Origin of the sequence: Streptomyces sp. NPDC001848 (assembly GCF_042891915.1) — a bacterium.
Taxonomy (GTDB): domain Bacteria; phylum Actinomycetota; class Actinomycetes; order Streptomycetales; family Streptomycetaceae; genus Streptomyces.
Map to the genome: position 1 here is coordinate 266829 of NZ_JBIATP010000008.1, position 20194 is coordinate 287022.

The 20194-nt window shown below is 71.5% G+C and carries 20 protein-coding genes; 9 read left to right on the forward strand and 11 right to left on the reverse strand.

What is annotated here, in order from left to right:
* Nucleotides 1-24: 24 nt before the first annotated feature.
* From ACFYZJ_RS18835 to ACFYZJ_RS18845, 3 genes are all read right to left on the reverse strand, one after another.
* Complete coding sequence (locus ACFYZJ_RS18835; protein ID WP_388569180.1) at nt 25-1914, reverse strand: hypothetical protein; 1890 nt, start codon at nt 1912-1914, stop codon at nt 25-27.
* Between the two features lie 77 nt (nt 1915-1991).
* Nucleotides 1992-2210, reverse strand: coding sequence for a hypothetical protein (locus ACFYZJ_RS18840; RefSeq protein ID WP_388569182.1), 219 nt, complete (start codon nt 2208-2210; stop codon nt 1992-1994).
* A gap of 207 nt (nt 2211-2417) precedes the next feature.
* Nucleotides 2418-2633, reverse strand: coding sequence for a hypothetical protein (locus tag ACFYZJ_RS18845; protein WP_388569184.1), 216 nt, complete (start codon nt 2631-2633; stop codon nt 2418-2420).
* Nucleotides 2634-2864: 231 nt separating this feature from the next.
* On the opposite strand from ACFYZJ_RS18845, the gene ACFYZJ_RS18850 reads away from it, so the two are divergent.
* Entirely contained in the window at nt 2865-3257 is a 393-nt protein-coding gene (locus ACFYZJ_RS18850) for a helix-turn-helix domain-containing protein (RefSeq protein ID WP_388569187.1), read from the forward strand.
* Nucleotides 3258-3417: 160 nt separating this feature from the next.
* Nucleotides 3418-3678, forward strand: a complete 261-nt coding sequence (locus ACFYZJ_RS18855; protein ID WP_388569190.1) for a hypothetical protein — start codon at nt 3418-3420, stop codon at nt 3676-3678.
* Between the two features lie 333 nt (nt 3679-4011).
* Here ACFYZJ_RS18855 and ACFYZJ_RS18860 read toward each other — a convergent pair whose 3' ends face one another.
* The gene (locus ACFYZJ_RS18860) at nt 4012-4470 is read right to left on the reverse strand and encodes a MarR family winged helix-turn-helix transcriptional regulator (RefSeq protein WP_388569193.1); all 459 of its coding nucleotides are present in this window, start codon (nt 4468-4470) and stop codon (nt 4012-4014) included.
* An 89-nt stretch (nt 4471-4559) separates the two neighbouring features.
* On the opposite strand from ACFYZJ_RS18860, the gene ACFYZJ_RS18865 reads away from it, so the two are divergent.
* Both ACFYZJ_RS18865 and ACFYZJ_RS18870 read left to right on the forward strand, forming a co-directional pair.
* On the forward strand, nt 4560-5426 hold the full coding sequence (locus tag ACFYZJ_RS18865) for an alpha/beta fold hydrolase (protein ID WP_388569196.1): 867 nt from the start codon (nt 4560-4562) through the stop codon (nt 5424-5426).
* Nucleotides 5427-5482: 56 nt separating this feature from the next.
* Nucleotides 5483-5938, forward strand: coding sequence for a hypothetical protein (locus tag ACFYZJ_RS18870; protein WP_388569199.1), 456 nt, complete (start codon nt 5483-5485; stop codon nt 5936-5938).
* Between the two features lie 30 nt (nt 5939-5968).
* Here the strand turns inward: ACFYZJ_RS18870 and ACFYZJ_RS18875 are convergent, their stop codons facing one another.
* Entirely contained in the window at nt 5969-6499 is a 531-nt protein-coding gene (locus ACFYZJ_RS18875; protein ID WP_388569202.1) for a hypothetical protein, read from the reverse strand.
* Between the two features lie 227 nt (nt 6500-6726).
* On the opposite strand from ACFYZJ_RS18875, the gene ACFYZJ_RS18880 reads away from it, so the two are divergent.
* The 3 genes from ACFYZJ_RS18880 to ACFYZJ_RS18890 all read left to right on the forward strand — a co-directional run bounded on the left by ACFYZJ_RS18880 (nt 6727) and on the right by ACFYZJ_RS18890 (nt 10140).
* Entirely contained in the window at nt 6727-7227 is a 501-nt protein-coding gene (locus tag ACFYZJ_RS18880; protein WP_388569204.1) for a hypothetical protein, read from the forward strand.
* A gap of 122 nt (nt 7228-7349) precedes the next feature.
* A complete protein-coding gene (locus ACFYZJ_RS18885) occupies nt 7350-9071 on the forward strand; it encodes a phospholipid carrier-dependent glycosyltransferase (protein ID WP_388569477.1) in 1722 nt (573 codons plus the stop codon).
* 97 nt (nt 9072-9168) lie between these two features.
* On the forward strand, nt 9169-10140 hold the full coding sequence (locus tag ACFYZJ_RS18890; protein WP_388569206.1) for an ATP-dependent DNA ligase: 972 nt from the start codon (nt 9169-9171) through the stop codon (nt 10138-10140).
* Nucleotides 10141-10173: 33 nt separating this feature from the next.
* Here ACFYZJ_RS18890 and ACFYZJ_RS18895 read toward each other — a convergent pair whose 3' ends face one another.
* The 3 genes from ACFYZJ_RS18895 to ACFYZJ_RS18905 form a co-directional block, all read right to left on the reverse strand.
* Nucleotides 10174-10545 (reverse strand): DUF6479 family protein, encoded by a 372-nt coding sequence (locus tag ACFYZJ_RS18895; protein WP_388569208.1) that lies wholly within the window; start codon nt 10543-10545, stop codon nt 10174-10176.
* Between the two features lie 333 nt (nt 10546-10878).
* Nucleotides 10879-12186 carry an MFS transporter gene (locus tag ACFYZJ_RS18900; protein WP_388569210.1) on the reverse strand — a complete coding sequence of 436 codons (1308 nt, stop codon included), beginning with the start codon at nt 12184-12186 and terminating at the stop codon, nt 10879-10881.
* Nucleotides 12187-12382: 196 nt separating this feature from the next.
* Nucleotides 12383-13243: a cache domain-containing protein gene (locus tag ACFYZJ_RS18905; RefSeq protein WP_388569212.1), complete on the reverse strand. Its 861-nt coding sequence runs from the start codon at nt 13241-13243 to the stop codon at nt 12383-12385.
* 390 nt (nt 13244-13633) lie between these two features.
* Between ACFYZJ_RS18905 and ACFYZJ_RS18910 the strand changes: the two genes are divergently transcribed.
* Complete coding sequence (locus tag ACFYZJ_RS18910) at nt 13634-14836, forward strand: ABC transporter substrate-binding protein (protein ID WP_388569214.1); 1203 nt, start codon at nt 13634-13636, stop codon at nt 14834-14836.
* A gap of 49 nt (nt 14837-14885) precedes the next feature.
* Here the strand turns inward: ACFYZJ_RS18910 and ACFYZJ_RS18915 are convergent, their stop codons facing one another.
* Together ACFYZJ_RS18915 and ACFYZJ_RS18920 are read right to left on the reverse strand one after the other, a co-directional pair.
* Nucleotides 14886-16373, reverse strand: coding sequence for an FGGY-family carbohydrate kinase (locus ACFYZJ_RS18915; RefSeq protein WP_388569216.1), 1488 nt, complete (start codon nt 16371-16373; stop codon nt 14886-14888).
* Between the two features lie 333 nt (nt 16374-16706).
* Nucleotides 16707-17459, reverse strand: coding sequence for a L,D-transpeptidase family protein (locus ACFYZJ_RS18920; RefSeq protein WP_388569218.1), 753 nt, complete (start codon nt 17457-17459; stop codon nt 16707-16709).
* 146 nt (nt 17460-17605) lie between these two features.
* Between ACFYZJ_RS18920 and ACFYZJ_RS18925 the strand changes: the two genes are divergently transcribed.
* Nucleotides 17606-18277 (forward strand): AIM24 family protein, encoded by a 672-nt coding sequence (locus ACFYZJ_RS18925; protein WP_388569220.1) that lies wholly within the window; start codon nt 17606-17608, stop codon nt 18275-18277.
* Nucleotides 18278-18319: 42 nt separating this feature from the next.
* Here ACFYZJ_RS18925 and ACFYZJ_RS18930 read toward each other — a convergent pair whose 3' ends face one another.
* Nucleotides 18320-20095 carry a M4 family metallopeptidase gene (locus ACFYZJ_RS18930; RefSeq protein WP_388569222.1) on the reverse strand — a complete coding sequence of 592 codons (1776 nt, stop codon included), beginning with the start codon at nt 20093-20095 and terminating at the stop codon, nt 18320-18322.
* Nucleotides 20096-20194 lie beyond the last annotated feature (99 nt).

A 20194-nucleotide genomic window follows, 5' to 3' on the forward strand; every position in this document is an offset into this window, starting at 1 on the left:
GACCCCGGGCCCTGGCCGGGGCGATCAGGAGGCGGTGGGCGATGGCGATCCGGCCGGCGGCCCGCTGGAACTGGCTGACGTGGACGGGCTGGCGGACGGGGACGACGGCGCGGACGGCGAGCCGGAGGCGGAAGCCGCGGGCGAGGAGGTGGGCGGCTGCCCGCTCCCAACCGGGCTGCCGGAAGGCCGGCCTGCCGTGCCCTGCGGCGACGCCTTGGAATCGCTGGGGCGCGGACTCGCCGAAGTCGAGGGACCGGTCGATGCCGAGGGATCGGCCGAGGCGTTCGGGGACGCCGTGCCGGACGGCGCGGTGGTGACCGTCGCCGACGGTGCGGTGGTGTGGCGGTCCGGGGCCGTGGCATGGCGGGCGGGCGGGGCCGAGGTGGACACCCCGGGCTGCAGGATCGGGGCGATCGGCGGCTGCTTCGGCAGCGGGCGCGGGGTCACACCCGAGACCCAGGCGTAGCTCAGGCCGCCGAGGCCGGCCAGCAGCAACGCGCACAGCGCCAGGCGCAGCCGTGGCCGCCCGGCCGTCGCCTTGGCGCCTCCCCGCCACAGGCGTCCGCCGAGCTTCACCGACAGGTAAACCACTCCGGCCATCGGGCACAGCAGCATGACGCAGCCGACCACGCCCATGAGCCCCGCGGCGATCTGCCCGTGCGCGAACGCGCCGCCGGTGCCGAGGAGTTGTTCGGTCAACGAGCGGATCATCGTGGTGGTGATCCGGGGCAGGTTCCACAGCGCGTAGCCGAGCTCGCCGATGATCAGCGGCACCATCGTCAGCACCCAGGCGGCGACGATGGTCCGCGCGGACTTCTTCAGCGCTGCGACCTCGGCGCGGGCCCTGCGCCCCGCCGTCCCCGGCACCAGGCTCAGCAGGATCGGCTTGATCTTGCCGTAGAGGTCGGGGACTCCGGCCAGGTCGCCGAGGATGTAGTAGCCGTCGAGACGTACGGCCGGCATGAGCTGTTCGAGGATCTCGAAGTGGCCGAGATAGACGGCCGCCAGGAAGAAGGCCTGGCCGCTCAGGGCGTACGCGCCGGCCATGGCCAGCATGAAGACGACGTTGAAGTAGACGCCGCCGAGGTCGGTGCGGAGCCGGCCGGCCCTGCCGATGCGGTAGACATCGGTGACGTCCGTGTACATCGAGGGCCAGATGAGGAACAGCCCGCAGCCGATACAGCCGGGCCGGGCACCGCCGTAGCGGCAGGCGGAGGCGTGGCCGAACTCGTGGAACACCAGGGATGCCACCGTCAGCACGAACACGACCAGCAGCAGGACCGGTTGGTCCAGCACCTGGAGCACAGGTGTGATCGCGCCGAAGAAGACGAAGAGCCACACGTCCAGGACGGCGATGCCCGCGAGGACGGCCGCCACGACCACGGGGCGGTGCAGCCAGGCGAGCGCGCGGGCGATCTTCGCCACCCGCCGCTCGTTGAACAGGACGCGGTGGCCCTTGAGCGCGAGGAGCAGGTCCGACCGGGGCGCGGAGACCTGGTCGTCCTCCTGGCCCTCGGGGACCGTCACGCCGAGTGGCTCCAGCTTGTTCTCGATCAGATAGCGGATGTTGTCCGCGCTGACCTCGCGTCCGAACCGGGCGCTGACCCGGTGGGCGATCGTCTCGGTGTCGCGGCTGCCGTCGATCGACGAGGCGACCAGATGCAGCAGCCGCGTGAGCTGCACGACCTGCCCGTCCCCCCGACGGGCGATGTACCTCGGCTCGGTGAACCCCGACCCCTGGTACTCGCCGTGCAGTTGGAGCCCGGCGCTCAGCCGCGGTACGAGCGGCTCCTTCGGGCCGACGGCCGCGAGGCCGCCGGTGGCGACCTGCTCGTACGTCACCGGGACTCCCCCGGGTCCCGGCACCGGTCCGGTGTCGTACAGTGCCGCGGCGTTGTCCCCCAGCAGCGTCATGTGCGCCTTCCTCCCCCCGGTGCGGACCGCGCCTGCCCCAGACGCGGTCCGCCGAACGTGCCCTCGTGGTGCGGGGGTTACTGGTGGATCGTGATGGACTGCGTGGCCTGGGACTCGGCGACCGACCACGCGGAGTGGTCGTTGAGCGCGGCCGACTGGTTGTCCGCGGCGACGTTGGCGACGTGCTTGGTGACGTTCACCGTCTTGCCGAAGCTGAACTTCAGCCGGCCCAGGGCCTCACGGCCCGGCAGCAGCTCCGCGGTCTCGGCGTCCAGCTCGTGGGAGTTCATGCTCATGGCGTGTCCTTTCTCAAAGACGTTCGTTGTACGACGTGGTGGGGCCGGGCGGACGCGGATTGCCGCCCGGCCGATGCAGGGTGACAAATCGTCAGGTATTGCCGCCCGGTGGTGGTACCACCGCGGCGAGCGGAGGTGTGGTGAGGTGTCGCCGCGGCGGTACCGGGTGCCGCACGGCGCCGGGGCGCCGGGCCGTGCGGCACCGGATCACTGGGTGATGGTGATGGACTGGGCGGCGCCGGAGTCCGCCACCGACCACGACGAGTGGTCGTTGACCGCGGCCGACTCGTTGTGCGCGGAAACGTTGGCGACGTGCTTGGTGACGTTCACCGTCTTGCCGAAGCTGAACTTCAGCCGGCCCAGGGCCTCACGGCCCGGCAGCAGCTCGGCGGACTCGGCGTCCAGCTCACGCGGATCCATCATGGTCGATTCCCCCTCGGGGTTCGCAATGCGGTGCCGTCGGACACGGTCAGGTCCCCCCGGGTCGTGTCCAACTCCGTCGGACGGGCTGTCCAACGAGATTGGACACTAGGGGCCGAGGCGGGTGTGACGCAAGCGGTTCGGGAGAACACCTTCCGTCACGCACCCAAGTCGCCCCTAGAATGATCCGACGCGGAAGAGTTCCGCCCGGCGGCGAGCAGGAAGTGACCATCGGTGGCCAACGCACTGCAGCAGATCATCCGCGACCGGCTGGACAGTGAGCGCTGGTCGTACGGCGACGTCGCCCGCCGCGGAGGCATCCCCCGCTCGACGGTGCACCACCTCGCCACGACCGATCACATGGCCCGGATGCCGCAGCCGGCCACCCTTGAGGGACTGGCCCACGGCCTGGGTCTGCCGCTGGACACGATCCGCCGGGCCGCCGCCGAGGCCTGCGGCATCCACCTCTACGCCCCCGGCGCCGAACCGGCGCCGGCGTCCGAGGCCTCCGGCGACCCCGAGGTCGACGTGCTCATCGCGAGCGTGCAGCGCCTGTCCGCCGAGGACCGCCGCCATGTCGCGGCGCTCGTCGAGTCACTGCTCGGCCGGTCCTCGGACGCGTCCTGAGCACGACGCGGACGAGCACGGGTACGCCGACCGGGCTCCGTCCCACCGGTCACATGCACCAGAAGACGTCACTTCCGCCCGAAGACGCATGATCCGCCGCTAGTCTCTCCTCCTGCCCGGGGCCCGAGAGCCGCACGCCCCGGGTCTTCTGGGGGGAACTTTGCTCTTCGTACACGGCGGCCCCACCACCGCCATCGTCAAGGGACCGACGGGAGAATCCGTGGTCCTGCTCTCCGGCGAGCTGCCGGCCGACCTCACCGACGCCGCCATCGGGGAACTCCTCGATCTCGCGGCGGCCGTGCTCTGCGAGGACGAACTGGCCCTCTTCGACCAGTGCCTCGCCCTGCTGCGCCGCGGTGAGGGCCCCACGCCGCAGCGCATCGAGATCAACGGGGCCGTGCTCACCGTCTACCGCGAGTGAGTCGCACCCGGGGCCGCCGGGTGCCCGGGTGACCCGCTCGTACACAATTCCAGGCGTCCAGAGCATGGCACCGCGCGCCGAACAGAGGCACGATCAAGCCATGGCAACACCCCCGCACCGTCGCCGCGTTCTCCTGGCACGCCGATGAGTCCGGCCCGCATCCCCGGCCTGATCGTGCCGCTGGTCCTGCTGTCCGCCCTGGTGGCCGGTGCGGTGTGGTACTGGCGGCATCGCGGTGACTAGGTGGACTGATCACGAGTGTCGCGGCCGCCCGGCGCGCCGGCGGAGCACCGCGGTTCACCGGCGGTGCGCCCCGGGAGGCGATACCGGCGGCTACTGCTCCTGACGCGCCGTCACCAGGACGGACTGCGTCGTCTGCAGGAAGCGGCGGACGGCGTCCAGTTCGCTCTCGTCGAACTCCCCTTCGGCCGCGACCAGCCTGCCGATCAGCGGACCGAAGAAGGACCAGCCGAGGTCGGTCGCCTGGTCGGTGACGGCGAGGAGGACCCGGCGCCGGTCGCGCGGGTCGTGTCCGCGGTCGACGAGGCCCCGCCGCTCCAGCCGGTCGATGACGGCCGTGACGGCCGATGAATTCAGTCCCAGCTGCGCGCCCAGCCGACCGGGCGTGGCGTCGGTCCCCGTCCGGTCGAAGTCGAGCAGGTGGATCAGTGCGCGCAGATCGGTGGGGTGCAAGCTGTTCCGCGCGGCGAATTCCGCGCCGAGCAGGTCCAGTTCGACGGTGATGCCGCGCAGCAGGTGCACCAGTTGCAGACGCGGGTCGCGGTGGTCCACGTGGCGCCCTTCCGTTGCAGATACCTCAGTGAGTGAGTATATCATTCAGTGAGGTAGTCTCGAATGCCATTTCGACCGGGGAAGGTCCCATGTCCACTGCGCCGCGTTTCCGCAGTTCGGAAGCCCAGGAGCGCTTTCTGTCGGCGTACGACGCCGTACTGGGCAGCTGGCCGGTGCCGGTCGAGTCCGTCGACGTACCCACCACGTACGGGACGACGCGCGTGAACTCCTGCGGCCCGCACGACGCACCGGCGCTGGTCCTGCTGCCCGGCGGAGGCGCCACGTCGACGGTTTGGCTCGCCGATGTCGAGAGGCTCAGCGCGCGGTACCGGGTCCACGCGGTGGACACCATCGGCCAGGCCGGACGGAGCATCGCGGACGGCCGCGTGGCGCGCGGCACCGGCGATCTGACGGCATGGCTGGACGAGGTGCTGGGTGAGCTGGGGATCGAGCGGGCAGCGTTCTGCGGGCACTCGTACGGGGCCTGGCTGTCCCTCACCTACGCCCTGCACGCGCCGCAGCGGGTGAGCGGGGCCGTGCTGCTGGATCCCACGCGCTGCTTCGGCGGATACCGGGCGCAGTACCTGCTGCGGGCCGCGCCGCTGTTCCTGAGGCCCGGCGAGCGGGCGGCGCGCGGGTTCCTGGAGTGGGAGACGGGTGGGGCGACGGTGGACGAGGGGTGGCTGGAAGTGACCGCTCGCGGCACGGCCGGATACGTCCCGAAGATCGTCGATCCTCGCCCGCCCGGCCCGGAACTCCTGCGCCGCTCGGCGGTTCCCCTGCTGGTGGTGCTGGCAGCCCGCAGCCGCGCGCACGACACCCGCACGATCCGTGAGCGCGTACGGGAACGAGCGCCGCACGCGCGGATCCATGTGCTGCCCACAGCGACCCATCACACGCTGCCCCTCGCCCATGCGCAGGAGATCGACCCACTGGTCCTCGACTTCCTCGCCTGAGCGCCGTCCGCCTTCGCCGAGTGGCACGGCGACGCCACCCGCTACTGTGACGGGCCATGACGCATCCGCATCTGCCCACCACCGAGTCGGCCGTCACGGCGATACGTGAGATCGCGAAGGAGTACGGCCTGGCGATGACCGCCACCCACGACATCGGCGCGGACCAGACTTCCCACCGCGCCGCGGCCGGGGCGTTCGCGGTTCTCGATCCGGACGGTTCGCTGCCACACGAGGCGTTCGTCGAGCTGGGAGGCTCACCGGCCGTCACGGTCCAGCTCTTCCCCGACGACGACGTGAAGATCACTGTCGACGACGTGGATTTCGAGGATCTCCCCCGGGACGTGGTCCCGGCGTTCCTGCGGTCCGTCTACGGCGGTCTGGCCTATGTGACGGGGCGGTTCTTCCCGCCCGGCCAGTGGCTGATCGTGCCGCTGCCCGGGGACGAGACGTACAAGGAGCTGATCCTGCGCACCTCCCTCACCCCGTGGCTGGCCCGCTCATTCCGGAGCTAGTGCCCCAACAGGCACCGAAACCTCCGGCGCTCAGTGCTGGCCGCGCTCCGCCTGCTCGCGCAGGAACGTGCTGATCTGGCCCGCCAGGGTCTCGGAGATGCCGTCGGTGCGGGCGGACGTGCCCGGCAGGCCGTGCGGGACGGTCATGTCGCCGGACCACAGATACCGGTCGGTCCATTCGTCGTCCGCCTTCAACTGGACCTGAATGTCCACGAGGCTCAGAGCGGGCTCCGGGGCGGCGGCGTACAGGACGGCGGTGGCGCGGCGCAGCGGATACACGTCGAAGCCCTCGATGAAGTGCGAGTTGCGCCAGTCGAGAAATGCGCTCTCGCCGTCGGGGCCGGTCCTGACGTCGAGTTGACCGTCTTCGAGATGGATGCCGACCGGTTCCGCCGCCCGGTTTTCCACGGTCACCCGGAAGCGGAAATAGGTGAGGCCTTCGGCCGCCTCGTCACGCCCACGCGGCGGCTCCGCCTTTTCCAGTCCGTGGACACGGACACGCAGACCGGCATGCTCGTCCGCGCATTCCTGCCAGTCGCCGATCACATGGGGCTCGTGCACGGTCCACCTCTCCACTTCCGGCCATGTTCCTATCCGCGCTCGCAACAAAGTGTCAAATGCAAGCAAGATCCGACGGCCGATGGATTTGCCTGGCTAGATCACCGATCAAGCGGTGCCCAGCATGAATCGCTTCGAGGCCGCACGAAAGGCGATCGCGCACGTGTCGCACATCACGTGCTCGGCGGGCCCGGGAACAGGGCCCCGGGACCACTGGCAGACTGCACGTCATGGCCCCGATCACGCCCGCCCGCGCTCTTCTTCTCCTCGTCACCGGGCTGGTCTGTCTGAGCACCGCGAGCGGTGCCCTCATCGGCTCCCTCCTGGGTGGCGCGCGGGCCGCCCTCGTGGCTGCGGTGTGTGCGGGCGCGGCGGGCGCACTCGGCGCCCTTTTCTTCCGCCGGCGTGCGCTGGCGCACTTCGCCGCGGCCCGGCGGCAGGCGGGGATGCGGGGCTACGCGGAAGGGATCGCGCACGGGGTGCTGGTGCACGTCGCCGCGTATGAGGCCGCGGTCTTCCCCCGGACGGGCCCCCTCGGGGTCACCCCCGAGGAGCGTGCCGCACGGCGCACCCTCGCCTATCGGATGGCCGCCCTGGAGGAGGTGCCCCAGCCGGTCCGGGAGGCTGCGGCGGACGCGCTGGCGGTGCTCGACGCGGCGGACCGCACGCGCGCCGAGGAAGCCCTCGCCCAACTCGCCGCCGTCGTCCGGAAGGAGTACGCCCGCCCCTGACCTTCCGATCCCGACACGCGTGTGATTGAGCAAGGTCGTGCCGTGCCGACGTAGCAAGGGTCATGGCAGCATGCAGGGGCACGGACGGCTCGGACGCGGCACACGAACCGGGGGCGCGGACGATGACGTACGACCGGCCGTCGCCCGTGACCCCCCATGGTGACGGGCCCCCGGGGCCGGCCGCCGCCGCCTCCGAGACGGACACCAGCGGCCCGGGCCGCTGGGCGGGGCTGCGGCGGCACCGGCGGCCGCTGCTCGTGCTCGCGGTGTGCGCGCTGCTGGTCCAGATGGCGTTCGCCATGGCCACCACAGCGGTGCGGCAGACCCCGACCATCGACGAACCCGTGTACGTCGGCACGGCGGTCGTGTATGTGCGGGAGCACAGTCTGCGCTTCAACCCCGAGCACCCACCGCTCGGCAAACTCGTCATCGCGGCCGGCACGGTCTTCGCGCACCCGCACCTCAAGCCCGGTTTCCAGGGCGACCAAAGCCGGTTGGGGCGGCGACTGCTGTACGAGTCGGGCAACGACCCCTGGCGGGTGATGTTCTGGGCCCGGCTGCCGGTGATGCTGGTGACACTGTTGTTCGGGCTGGTGGTGTTCGGTTTCGCCCGCGAACTGGCCGGTCCCGTCGGTGGGTTGGCGGCGCTGGCCCTGTACGCGTTCTCGCCCGACCTCATCACGAACGGCTCCCTGGCCACCCTGGACGTGCCCGCTGCGGGGTTCGTGGTGACGGCGGCCTGGATGCTGTGGCGGGCGCGGCGACGGCCGCTGCCGTACCTGCCGCTCGCCGGGGTGGCGACCGGGGCGGCCGTGGCCACGAAGATGAGCACGCTGCCCGCGGTGCCGGTACTGCTGGCGCTGGCCGGGTGGTCGTACTGGCGGGCACAGGGCGCCGGCGTGCCACGACCGGGGCGCGCGGCGCGTGCCGGGGCGGCGGCCGTCGGGGTCGCGCTGGTCCTGGTCGCCGTCGTGTGGGCCGTCTATCTCGTCGTCGACCCCCGGCTGCGGTGGACGACGCCCGCGCACACGCCCGCGGTGCACGGTCTGCGGGCCCTGCTCGTCGACGTGTTGCCGTTCCCGGAGCCGTACCGCGACGGGATGCGGATCCAGTTCGGGTTCGAGAGCACGCAGTGGCGCGGCTATCTGTTCGGCCGGCTGTACACCGGGAACCGGTGGTACTACCTGCCGGCCGCGCTGCTGGTGAAGACACCGCTCGGCATGCTCGCGCTGTGGCTCGGCGGTGCGGTGGCCATGGCGGCGGTGCCCCGGCTCCGCCCGGCCGCCCCGTACGCGCTGCTCGTGCCGGGGGTGCTGCTGGCCGCGGCCATGCAGGGCTCACGCGACCTCGGCGTGCGCTATGCGATCTTCGTTCCGGTGTTCCTGGCCGTCGCGGCCGCCTGCGTGCTCGCGCTGCGGCGGCGGTGGGTGTACGCGGTGACGGCGGTTCTGGTCGCCTTCGTGGCGGTCAGTTCGCTGCGGACGTACCCGTACTATCTGCCGTACTCCAACGAGGCGTTCAGTGGATCGGCGAAGACACATCTCAGGCTGCACGACTCGAACGTCGACTGGGGCCAGGACCTCGGACGGCTGGCGGACCGGCTGCGCGAGCACTACCCGGGCGAGAAGAGCGTCTGGCTCGTCTACAAGGGCAGCGGTGTGCCGTCCTGGTACGGCATCCACGGGCGCGACCCGCTGAAGGTGCCGCCGGTCCGGGTGCACGGGCTGCTCGTCGTGTCCGACACGTCGATCGCCAAGGCCGATGACCGGCTGAAGCGGCTGATCCACGGCAGCAGGGCGATCGACGACGTCGGCCACTCCATCACGATCTTCCGGCGGCCCTAGGCTCAAGGCCGATCTGGTCCGGACGGCGAGGCCCCGTTCGGGGGAAATCGCCCGGCCGGGACGCGTGGGGGTGCGCGGTGGTGTCCACAACTCACCCGTGAGACTGCCGCTGATCGCCCCCATGCTCGCCTGCCCCGGCACGCTGCCGCCCGCCGCGCAGGACGCGCAGTGGGCGTACGAGACCAAGCAGGACGGCCAGCGGGTGGTGGTCTATCTGCCCGGTGACGGCAGCCTGGAGTTGCGGGCCCGCTCGGGTGAGGTCATCACCGGCGCGTATCCCGAACTGCGGCCGCTGGGCGGCGTGCTGGGCGCCACGCCCGCGGTCCTCGACGGGGAGGTGGTGGCGCTGGACGAGCGGGGGCGGGGTGACTTCCAGCGGCTGCAGTCCCGGATGGGCCTCGCCCACTCCCCCGCGCTGGCGGCGCGCCGCGCGGCGCAGATCCCGGTACACCTGGTGCTGTTCGACGTGATGTTCCTGCGCGGCGAGCGCCTCGTCCCGCTTCCCTACGCCCGGCGGCGGCAGCTGCTGGAGGGGCTGGCGCTGGCCGGGGCGCACTGGTCGACGCCGGGCGCGATCGTCGGCCACGGGGCGCGGGCGCTGGAGGCGACCCGGGAGGCCGGTCTGGAGGGGCTGGTGTGCAAGCGGCTCGACTCGGTCTACGAGCCCGGGGTGCGGTCCCGTTCCTGGATCAAGATCCGCAATGTGCGGGCCGTCGATGTGATCGTCGGTGGCTGGCTGCCCGGCCGGGGACGCCTGCGGGGACTGCCCGGGGCGCTGCTGGTGGGGCAGCGGGCCGAAACGGGGCGGCTGCGCTATGTCGGGCGGGTGGGTACCGGCTGGAGCGAGGGCGAACGGGCCGAACTCGCCCGGCTGCTGGAAGCGGTGAAGACCTCGGTGTGCCCCTTCGAGCGCGATCCGCGGGTTCCCGGGACCCGCTGGGTCCTGCCGAGACTCGTCGGCGAGGTCCGCTACACCACGCGCACCCGTTCGGGGCTGCTCAGACAGGCCTCGTGGTTGCGGCTGCGCCCGGACCTGGCTCCGGAGGACGCGACCGCCGATCTGCCATGACAGGGTCGGCGGTGAGGTGGTCGGGGGCCGGCCTCACACGTGGCCGGGGCCGCCGCTGCCGAAGCCGCCGCTGGAACCCGGCAGCCAGCGCCTGCGGTGCTGGTCGTCGCACCGCTTGGTCGCCGCGTGGTGGAGCTGGTACGGCATGAGCCGCTCGCTCTCCTGTCCCGCGTGCGGCATCTCCTCGGGTTCCCGGACCTCCCGCTCTTCGTGGATCGGCCCACCGTCGGGCAGGTGGGGCTGCTCCTCCGGGCGGGGCGGGGCCGGTTCCCGGTCGCGTACGGACATGCCGAGCCGAACGGCCCAGATCAGTGCGCCTGCGACGAACATACCGCCGAGGAAGGCCCAGAACACGTTGAGTTGTTGCTGCGAAACAGCCAGTATTTCGAAGCTCACCGTATTCATGCCATGAAGATACCCCCGTGGGGTCGGAATCGCCCCCCGGAGAATTATCTGGTCCAGTGCCGGGAATGGCTTTTTCCGCGTTCTTGCCGTTCCCGCGGCTCCCTCCGTTCGAGCGGTTCCGCGGTGACCGCCGTTCCCGCAGTTCCAGCGCCTCCGCGGTTCCCGCCGTTTCCGCGGTGACCGCCGTTCCCGCAGTTCCCACCGTTCATAGCGTTCTCGCGGTTCTCGTGTTCTTGATGTTCCCGCGTTCCAGCCGTTCCGGTGTTCCCGCAGTTCTGGAGTTCCCGCCGTGCCGGGTGGAACGGCAAACCGTTCTCGGGTGGGGCCGAGCGGTCAGATCCGGTAGGTGCGCAGCGCGGGTGTCGCCAGGGCCAGGACCAGGGTCGCCGCGATGACCAGCAGGCCGCCGCCCACGATGGCGGCACGAGCGCCGAGGACCGAGCCGACCGTTCCGTGCAGGGCGTCGGCGAGGCGCGGTCCGCCGGCCACGACGACCGTGAACACGCCCTGCATCCGGCCGCGCATCTCGTCGGTGGCGGCCGACAGCAGGATCGCGCCGCGGAAGACCATCGAGACCATGTCGGCCACTCCCGCGAGCGCCAGGAAGGCGACGGCCACCCAGAGGTTCGTGGTCAGGCCGAGGCCGACGATGGCCGCGCCCCAGCCGATCACCGCGGCGATCACCATGAGGCCGTGGCGGCGGGCGCGGGAGAACGTCCCGGACAGCAGGCCGCCGAGCACCGCTCCGATGGGAATGGCCGCGAACAGCAGGCCGAGCGCGAGTCCTTCCCCGTAGGGAGCGAACGTCCGCGCGGCGAGCTGCGGAAACAGGGCGCGGGGCATGCCGAGCACCATGGCGATGATGTCGGCGAGGAAGGAGAGCAGCAGTACCTTGTGGAGCGAGATGTAGCGGAAGCCTTCGGCGATCGCCCGCCAGCCCGCCCGGCTGTTCGCCGCGCCCGCCTGGGGCGGCAGGGCGGGGAGCCGGACGACCGCCCACACCGTGACGCACAGGGCCAGGGCGTCGATCAGGTACAGCTCGGACAGGCCGATGACGGGGATCAGGGCGCCGGCGAGGAGGGGTCCGGCCACCAGGCCGGTCTGCATGACGGTGGAGCCGAGGGCGTTGGCCGCGGGAAGTTCGTCCGCCGGGACCAGGCGGGCGATGGAGGCGTTGCGGGCTGGGGAGTTGAGGCCGAAGAAGGCCTGCTGGAGGGCGAGCAGCACCATCAGGACGACGACCGATTCCAGGCCGGTGACGGCCTGGAGCCAGAAGAGCACGGATGTGACGGCGAGGCCGGAGTTGGTGATCAGCAGCAGCCTGCGGCGGTCCATGCTGTCGGCGATCGCGCCGCCCCACAGTGCGAAGAGCGCGAGCGGCAGCAGGCCGGCCAGGCTGGCGTACCCCACCCACGCCGACGAGCCCGTGATGTCGTAGATCTGCTTGGGCACGGCGACCGCGGTGAGCTGGCTGCCGACAGCCGTGACGATCGTCGAGGACCACAGGCGGCGGTAGCCGGGCCGGCGCAGCGGGCGGGTGTCCATCGCCCAGCGCCGCCAGCCGCGGGCCCTGGCCTGTGCCGGTTGCGGGCCCGCTTCCGGGGTCGCTCCGTCGTCGGTCGTGCTCTCACTCGTGTCCACGGACATCCTTGCCTCGTACATCTTTCAATGCCGGGCTCACTATCACCGATGCGCCCTGCGGACGGACACGCGGGTCGCTCCCGGCGCCGCGGAGGGTGGGGGTGGGGGTGCCTCGGGCACCGGCGAGGAGCGTGGCGTCGGTCGTGGATGCCAAGGGCGCACCGGGCAACGGCTGACGCGCCGGGCGGCGGACCCGTCAGGCCTCCGCCACGACGAGGACGAGCGGGATGTCGTCGCACGGGACCAGGCGCAGCCCTTCGTGGCGGCCCGGTCGCGCCCCGGCGAGGAGGGCGCCGAAGTCGGGGCCCTTGGTGAGGGAGCCGACCAGGTGGGCCGGGTCGGCCGAGGCCGCCACCCGGCCGCGGGCGTTGACCAGGTGGGCCGGTGCGGGCAGCCGTCGCAGCAGGGGCATCACGGCCGCCTCGAAGTGCCGCAGATACACGTCGGCGGCGGCCACCCCGGCGAAGCGGCCCTCGACGTGGACCGGCGCGGACAGGGTCAGGCTGTACTCGTCGGAGCAGAGGTAGTCGACGTAGGGCCCGGCGACCGCGCGACGGCCGGTGTCGCGGGGGAGGGCGAACCAGTCCCAGTGCGTGTAGTCGGAGTACGCCGACTGCCGAGGGTCGAGATCGAGCAGCAGTGGGCGCACCGATCCGTCGGCGCGCGTCTGCCACCACTCCAGCCAGGCCGGAACGTCGGTGAGCAGACCCGGTGCCGCGATGAAGCCGACACCGGATACCAGGTCCTGGCGGGTGAGGTGGCGATGCAGGCCCGGGCGCAGCGCCGCGAGGTCGGCGGTCGCCGGGCGGCTGCCCCGGGCGCCGATCCGGGTCAGCAGCGCGGTGGTGTCGGCCCGGACCTGGGCGACGGTGTCGAAGACGGCCTCCAGGGTGCCGCGGACCCGGGTCGCCACACCTGTGTCCGTGGCCGGGTCGAGTGTCGCGGTCGCCGCGCCCGTGCGGCTGCCGCCGACGCTCGCGACCGTGCTCCGACCCGTCGGGACGGAGGGCGGGACGAGCCAGGGCGAGGAGCCGGGCTGCTTCAGGGAGTCGGACATGACCGCGACCGTATACGCCCGGTTCGCCTCGCCGCATCTTGACGCGATGTCAACTCCCTTGTCAGCTTCAGAAGTTGAACCGGACGGCAACGCTCCGTAAGGTGTTGGCCACATCGTTCGCCGGAAGGCGTCACCCCGACCTGCGGCGAACCCTGGGCAGGGTCACCGACCCACCCGCCGACCTGGAGCGTCGTCCGCGCGTCACCGCACCCAGTGGCGACCGGAGCCGCGCCCGGTCATCACGCCACCCCCACTCCGGGTGCGGCGCGCGGCCCGACCGCCGTGCCGCTCGCCCGGGTCGCATCCTGTACGTCCGCGCACCCGCTGTCACCCACCGTCACACTTCCCTTCCCCGATTCCCCCCACTCCCCCACACCCGTGGAGATTTCCTTGCGTCTGAACAGATCCCTCAAAACGACGGCCGTCGCCAGTTCCCTTCTGCTCGTCAGCGCCTGTGGGCTGTTCGCCGAGTCGGGCGCGTCCTCCTCCTCGTCCGGCTTCAACCCGCCGGCCCTGAAGGCGCAGTCGGAACTGGGCCGGACGGAGGGGCAGGTGAACCTGATCTCCTGGGCGGGCTATGTCGAGGACGGGTCCACCGACCCGAAGGCCGACTGGGTCACTCCCTTCGAAAAGCAGACAGGCTGTCAGGTCCACAACAAAGTCGCCGCCAGTTCGGACGAGATGGTCAAACTGATGAAGACCGGCGACTATGACGCCGTCTCCGCGTCGGGCGACGCCTCCCTCCGGCTCATCGCCTCCGGCGAGGCGGCCCCGGTGAACACGGACCTGGTGCCCAACTACAAGGACGTCTTCTTCGGACTGAAGAACCAGAGGTGGAACTCGGTCGACGGCACTGCGTACGGCATCCCCCACGGCCGCGGCGCGAACCTGCTGATGTACAACACCAAGGAGGTCTCGCCCGCCCCGGTCTCCTGGTCCGCGGTCTTCGACGACGCGGCCAGGTACAAGGGTCACCTCACCGCGTACGACTCCCCGATCTACATCGCGGACGCGGCCCTGTACCTGCGCGGGACCCAGCCGGGACTGGGCATCCACAACCCCTACGCGCTCGACGAGAAGCAGTTCGAGGCGGCCGTCGCCCTGCTGAAGAGGCAGCGCGCCAACGTGGGCGAGTACTGGAGCGACTACCTCAAGGAGATCGCCGCCTTCAAGAGCGGCGACTCCGTCATCGGCACCACCTGGCAGGTCATCGCCAACCTCGCCCAGAGCGAGGGCGCCAAGGTGAAGGCCGTGCTGCCGCAGGAGGGCGCCACGGGGTGGTCCGACACATGGATGCTCTCGTCCAAGGCGAAGCACCCCAACTGCGCCTACAAATGGATGAACTGGATCATCTCCCCGAAGATCAACGCCGAGGTCGCCGAGTACTACGGCGAGGCGCCCGCCAACATCAAGTCCTGCGACCAGACCAGCGATCCGGCCTTCTGCGACACCTTCCACGCCACCGACGAGAGCTACTGGAGGGACATCGCGTTCTGGACGACGCCCATCGAGCAGTGTCTGGACGGCCGTACGGACGTCAAGTGCGTGCCGTACGCGAAGTGGGTACAGGCCTGGACCGAGATCAAGGGCTGAGCCCGTCGTCCGAAGCGGTGTGCGCCGTGCCTCCACGGCGCGGCGGGCCTCACGTCGGCGGGGTCTTCCCGGTCGCGCGCTGGTGGCGGGCCAGCGCGTGCGCGATGTCACGGGTCGCCGGGTACAGCCGCAGATACAGGTCGTAGAGGTCGTCGTAGCGGGAGCGCGGGCGGGTGTCGGGGGTGATGCGCTCGCGCACCGGGTTCCAGGTGTCGATGTCGGTCTCACCGATCGCGCTCGCGGCCAGGAACGCGGCGCCGTAGCTGGCGCCGAGCGTCACGGTCCTGATCTCCTGTTCGAGGCCGGTGACATCGGAGACGATACGGGTCCACAGGCCCCCGCGGGTGCCTCCGCCGACGGCGACGACCCGGCGGATGTCGGCACCAGCCGCGCGCATCGCCTCGACGTTGTGCCGTACACCGAACGCGGTGGCCTCCAGCGCGGCGCGGTAGAGGTCGCCGCGGGTGTGCTCCACGGTCAGTCCGGCGATCACTCCCCGGGCGTCCGGGTCGGCGACCGGAGTCCGCTCCCCCGCGAAGTAGGGCAGCATGAGCAGGCCCCTGGCGCCGGGTCCCGATGCCTCGGCCTGCGCGAGCAGTGCCTCGGGGTCGCCCTCGTCGAGCAGGTCCCGCAGCCAGTCGGTGATCATCCCCGAGGTGGCCATACCGCCCGCCAGACTGCGCGTTCCCCGCAACGCGCCGACGGTGCTCCACAGTTCGGGCACGAGCAGCCGCTCCGACATGGTGTTGATCAGGAACATGGTGCTGCCATACATGAGCATCAGGTCGCCGGTGTGCTGGGCGCCGACGCTCAGCGCCTCCGACCAGGCGTCGATGGTCCCCGTGACGACCGGGATGCCGGCGGGGAGCCCGGTGGCCGCCGCCGCGTCGGCGGTGACCTGGCCGGCGATGTCACCGGGCCAGCGCAGGGGCGGCAGCTCGAGGTCCGGCGCGATCCGGCGCGCCCAGGGCCGGTACCACGCCTCGGCGGTGGAGTCGTACAGCGGCACGGACTGGCTCGCCGAGTGGTGGTCGAGGACGTACTGGCCGGTGAGCCGGTTCACCAGGTAGGAGCTCGGCATGTACAACCGCCGGGCGCGGGCGGCGACATCGGGGCGGTGCTCCGCGAGCCAGGCGATCTTGGGGCCCACCGCCTGGGTGGACAGCAGCGATCCGCAGCGCCGCAGCACGGCGTCGCGGCCCAACTCGGCCTCCAGGCGGGCGATCTGGGCGGTGGCGCGGGTGTCGACGCCGTAGAGGATCGCCGGGTGCAGCGGGGTGTCGGCCTCGTCGGCAAGGGCGACGCAGGGGCCCATGCCGCTGACCCCGACCGCGTGCACCACGGTGCCGGGGGCCACCAGTTCACGGGCGAGCGAGACGAACTCGTCCCACCAGACACGGGCGTCCATCTCGACGTGGCCGGGCGTGGGACGGCTGACCGTGTGCGGGCGCGTGGCCGTGCGGAGAACCGTTCCGTCCCCGTCGACCAGCACGCCTTTGCCGCTGGACGTTCCGATGTCGACCCCGAGCACCGTCATGCGTTCCCGTCCTCCCGCCTGATGACTCCCGGGACATCGTTCCCCGCTTCGTCGCCGATCACCGGTCGAACCGGAGAAGCCACCGCACGGCGGCGTGGCGCCAACAGCGGCGTGGCACCCGCCCCGGACACGCCGAAGTGGCGTGTCCGGGGCGGCACGGGTGTGCCGGACGTCCTCGGGTGCGGGCGTCGCAGGCACCCCGAGGGTGAAGACCGAGCCGGCGCCGACCTCGGCGCTCCGGTGTCCGCTGCGCCTGAGCGCCAAGCGGATGCGGATGCGGATGCGGGCCATCAGCTCGCGCGGACGGTATGCGGATCCCGGTCGCGCGGCTGTTCAGCGCGCCAGCGACGTGGCGTCGCCCATCACGACCACCGGGTGCCGGTCCGGGTCCAGGGCCCGCAGCAGCGCCTTCATGTCGGCCTCGTCGAGCGTGACGCAGCCGTGGGTGGGACCGCCGTGGTCGACGTGGAACCAGATGCCCCCGCCCCGGCTCTCCCCGAGCGGGCGGGTCCAGTCGCGCGGTGAGGTGCCCGGCTTGCGGTTGTAGTTGATGGCCACGACGTAGTCGAAGGCGCCGGCCAGGGACTCGCCCTCGAACCCGGTGCCGAGGGCGGTGAAGCCCTGGGAGTGGTCGTACGGCAGCCGGGTGCCCGGGTCGGGCAGCAGCCCTCCGGCGTCGGTGAGGGTGTAGACGCCGATCGGTGAGTGCAGGTCACCGGACATGTGGTGGTCGGTCCAGCCCCTGAGGGCGTTGTGCGCGGGCCACTGCCGGCCGGCCTTCCAGCCGGAGTCGGTCCGCTCGTACAACACGACGGCGGAATCGGGCGAGTTCCGGGCCTTCCCGGTCACCACCAAGACCTGACGGGCGTTCGAAGGTATCGCGGCGCGGGTCGTGGGCCCGAGGCCGGGAAGTTCCCGAGGCGCGTCCGGCGTCGCCGCGGGAGAGGACGTGGGTGCGGGCGTGCCCTCGGCCCCGTCGGCGACGACGGCCGCGCGCGCCTGTGCCGCCCCGCCACCCCACTGGCACCCGGCCGGCAGCAGGGAGACGGCGAGCACGGCCGCCGGTAGACGTAGTGCTGTGATCATGGTTCGACATTGACTGAAACATGTAAGGAAGCAGTCAGGAAACGACTCATCAGCACCGAACTGCTCATGGCCGCACATGAATTGTTGCGGTTCCAGGACTTTCGGCGATCTTGGCGGAGGGGAGCCGTCCGGGGCAGGATGCCCGTATGAAGGGTGATCTCTTTTCCAGTGACCACATGGTGCAGCCCGCCGCCGCCCCGGGCATGTCCCTGCAGAACGCCAAGTCCATCCGGTACGTCGTCAGCGGCGAGATGTTCGCACGGCAGGGCTCGATGGTCGCCTACCGCGGGGACCTCGCCTTCGAACGCAAGGGCCAGGGCGTGGGCGGGATGCTCAAGCGAGCGGTCACCGGTGAGGGGCTGCCGCTGATGGCCGTGCGGGGGCAGGGCGAGGCCTGGTTCGCGCACGAGGCGCAGAACTGCTTCATCGCGGAGGTCGAGCCGGGCGACGAGTTCACCGTGAACGGGCGCAACGTGCTCTGCTTCGACGCGACCCTGTCGTACCAGATCAAGACCGTGAAGGGCGCCGGGATCGCCGGCGGCGGGCTGTTCAACAGCTTGTTCACCGGGCATGGCAGGCTCGGTCTGGTCTGCGAGGGCAATCCGCTGGTGATACCCGTCTCGCCCGGGCTGCCGGTGTTCGTCGACACCGACGCGGTGGTGGGGTGGACGGCCCGGCTGCACACCTCGCTGCACCGGTCGCAGTCCATCGGCTCGATGCTGCGCGGCGGTTCGGGTGAGGCGGTGCAGCTGAAGCTCGAGGGCGAGGGGTACGTCGTCGTACGGCCCAGTGAGCAGACTCCGCAGAAGGAGCACTGACGGGAAGGGCCCCGCTCGGAGAGGCGAGCGGGGCCCTGCCGGTCAGCGTCCGGCCGGCGACGGGGCGTTGGCGGCCGTCACGTTGACCGCGGCCCAAGCCTTGTCGACCGCCCTGTACTCGGTGCTGGTCGTGCCGTACATGTCGGCGGCCGCCTTCAGCGTCGCGGTGCGCGCGTCGTGGAAGTCCGTCGTGGAGACCATGTACCGGGTCAGCGCCCGGTAGAAGATCGCCAGCGCCTTGCCCCGACCGACACCGGTCACCCGCGAGCCGTCGTAGGTCGGCGAGTCGTACGCCACACCACCGATGGTCTTCCTCCCGCTGCCCTCGGCGAGCAGGTAGAAGGCGTGCGAGGAGACACCCGATCCGGCGTGCACCTCGGTGTCGTACGCCGCCACCGACCAGTAGTCGACCGTGCCCTCCAGCTTGTCCAGGGACGGGTGGTCGAGGCGGCGCAGGAACTTCTGCCGCAGTCCGAGCTTCTCGCCCATCAGGTAGTTCGGGGGGTTCTTCGGGTTGTCGGCGGCGAACTCCACCCCGCTCCCGAAGATGTCCGCGAGCGACTCGTTGAGCGCGCCGGGCTCTCCGTACTGGGTGCCGTCCTCGCCCACCCGGGTCGGCTCCAGGCCGGCGGTGGCGTCGACGACGCCGTGGGTCAGTTCGTGGCCGGTGACGTCGAGGACGACGAGCGGCTTCTTGAACAGGTCACCGTCCCCGTCGCCGTACAGCATGCAGCCGCAGGTGGAGTCCCAGAAGGCGTTGCCGACCTTGTTGCCGAAGTGGACCATCGCACGGGCACCCGCGCTGTTGTTCCCGATGCCCTTGCGGCCGAAGGTCTTCTTGTAGAAGTCCAGCGTCTTGGTGATGCCGTACTGGGCGTCGACCGCCGCGGTGGCCCGGTTGGACGTGGTTCCGTTGCCCCACTTGTTGGTGGTGCTGGTGAACGCGGTGCCGCGCGAGAAGGTCTCCAGCGCCCGGCCCTCGGCGTCCCGGGTCTCGGTGCCCCAGCGGGTGGGGTCCTTCAGCAGGTAGCCGGTGCGGGCGGTCCGGGTGGTGGTCAGCGGCACCGTCCCGACGAAGAGGGAGGCGCCGGTGCCGTTCGCGGTGGACGGGTAGCGGGCGGCTGCCGATCCCGTCGCCGCGAGGCCCGGGAGAGCGGCGGGCCCGTCGGTCTGCGGGGTCGCCGACTCGCCCCGCCTGCGCAGGGTCTGCGCGAGGGACGGCGAGATGAACTCGTCGCTGTCGGGCGTGTCGCTGCGGATCCGGCCGGTCAGCGCGTCCACGACGACCGTGCGGGCGCCGCCCGCCTCCACCGTGCGGCTGTCGGTGACATGCACCCGATAGGCGAGGGCGGTGCCGCCGTCGCGGGCGTCCACGACGAGTTCGGCGGTGCCCGCATCGCCCTGCGCGGCGGCTGCCGCCTTCTGCTCGGCCTGAGAGGCTGTCAGCTCGGCCCGTGTGGTGGCGGGTACGACAGCGTGGTCGACGGCGCGCGTCACGCCGAGATACCCGCCCCGCTTGTCGAGGTGGACGACGAGGTCGCCGCCGAGGACGGGCAGGCCCTGGTGGGTGCGGACGAACCGGACGTGCTGCTTGCCGTCCGGGTCGGTCATGACGTCCTTCGCCAGCAGGGTGTCCCCCCGGGTGACACCGGTGGCGGAGGCGTGCGTGAACGCGGCGGCCCGGGCCGCGTCGACCGGCGAGAAGGCCGTGGCCGCCGCGACGGCGCGGGCGTCGGCGAGCGCCGGGACGGCCGGGAGTGTGGCCGCCGTCGTCACGGTGACGGCGACGGCCAGCCTGCGTATGTGGGGTCTACGCACATGGTTCCTTCGTACGGGGGCGGCCGGGTCGCCAACCGCCCGCAGGCACGGCGCCGTTGGGCGCCGTGGGGGCTGGTCGGGCCCCGGTGCGCCACCCTC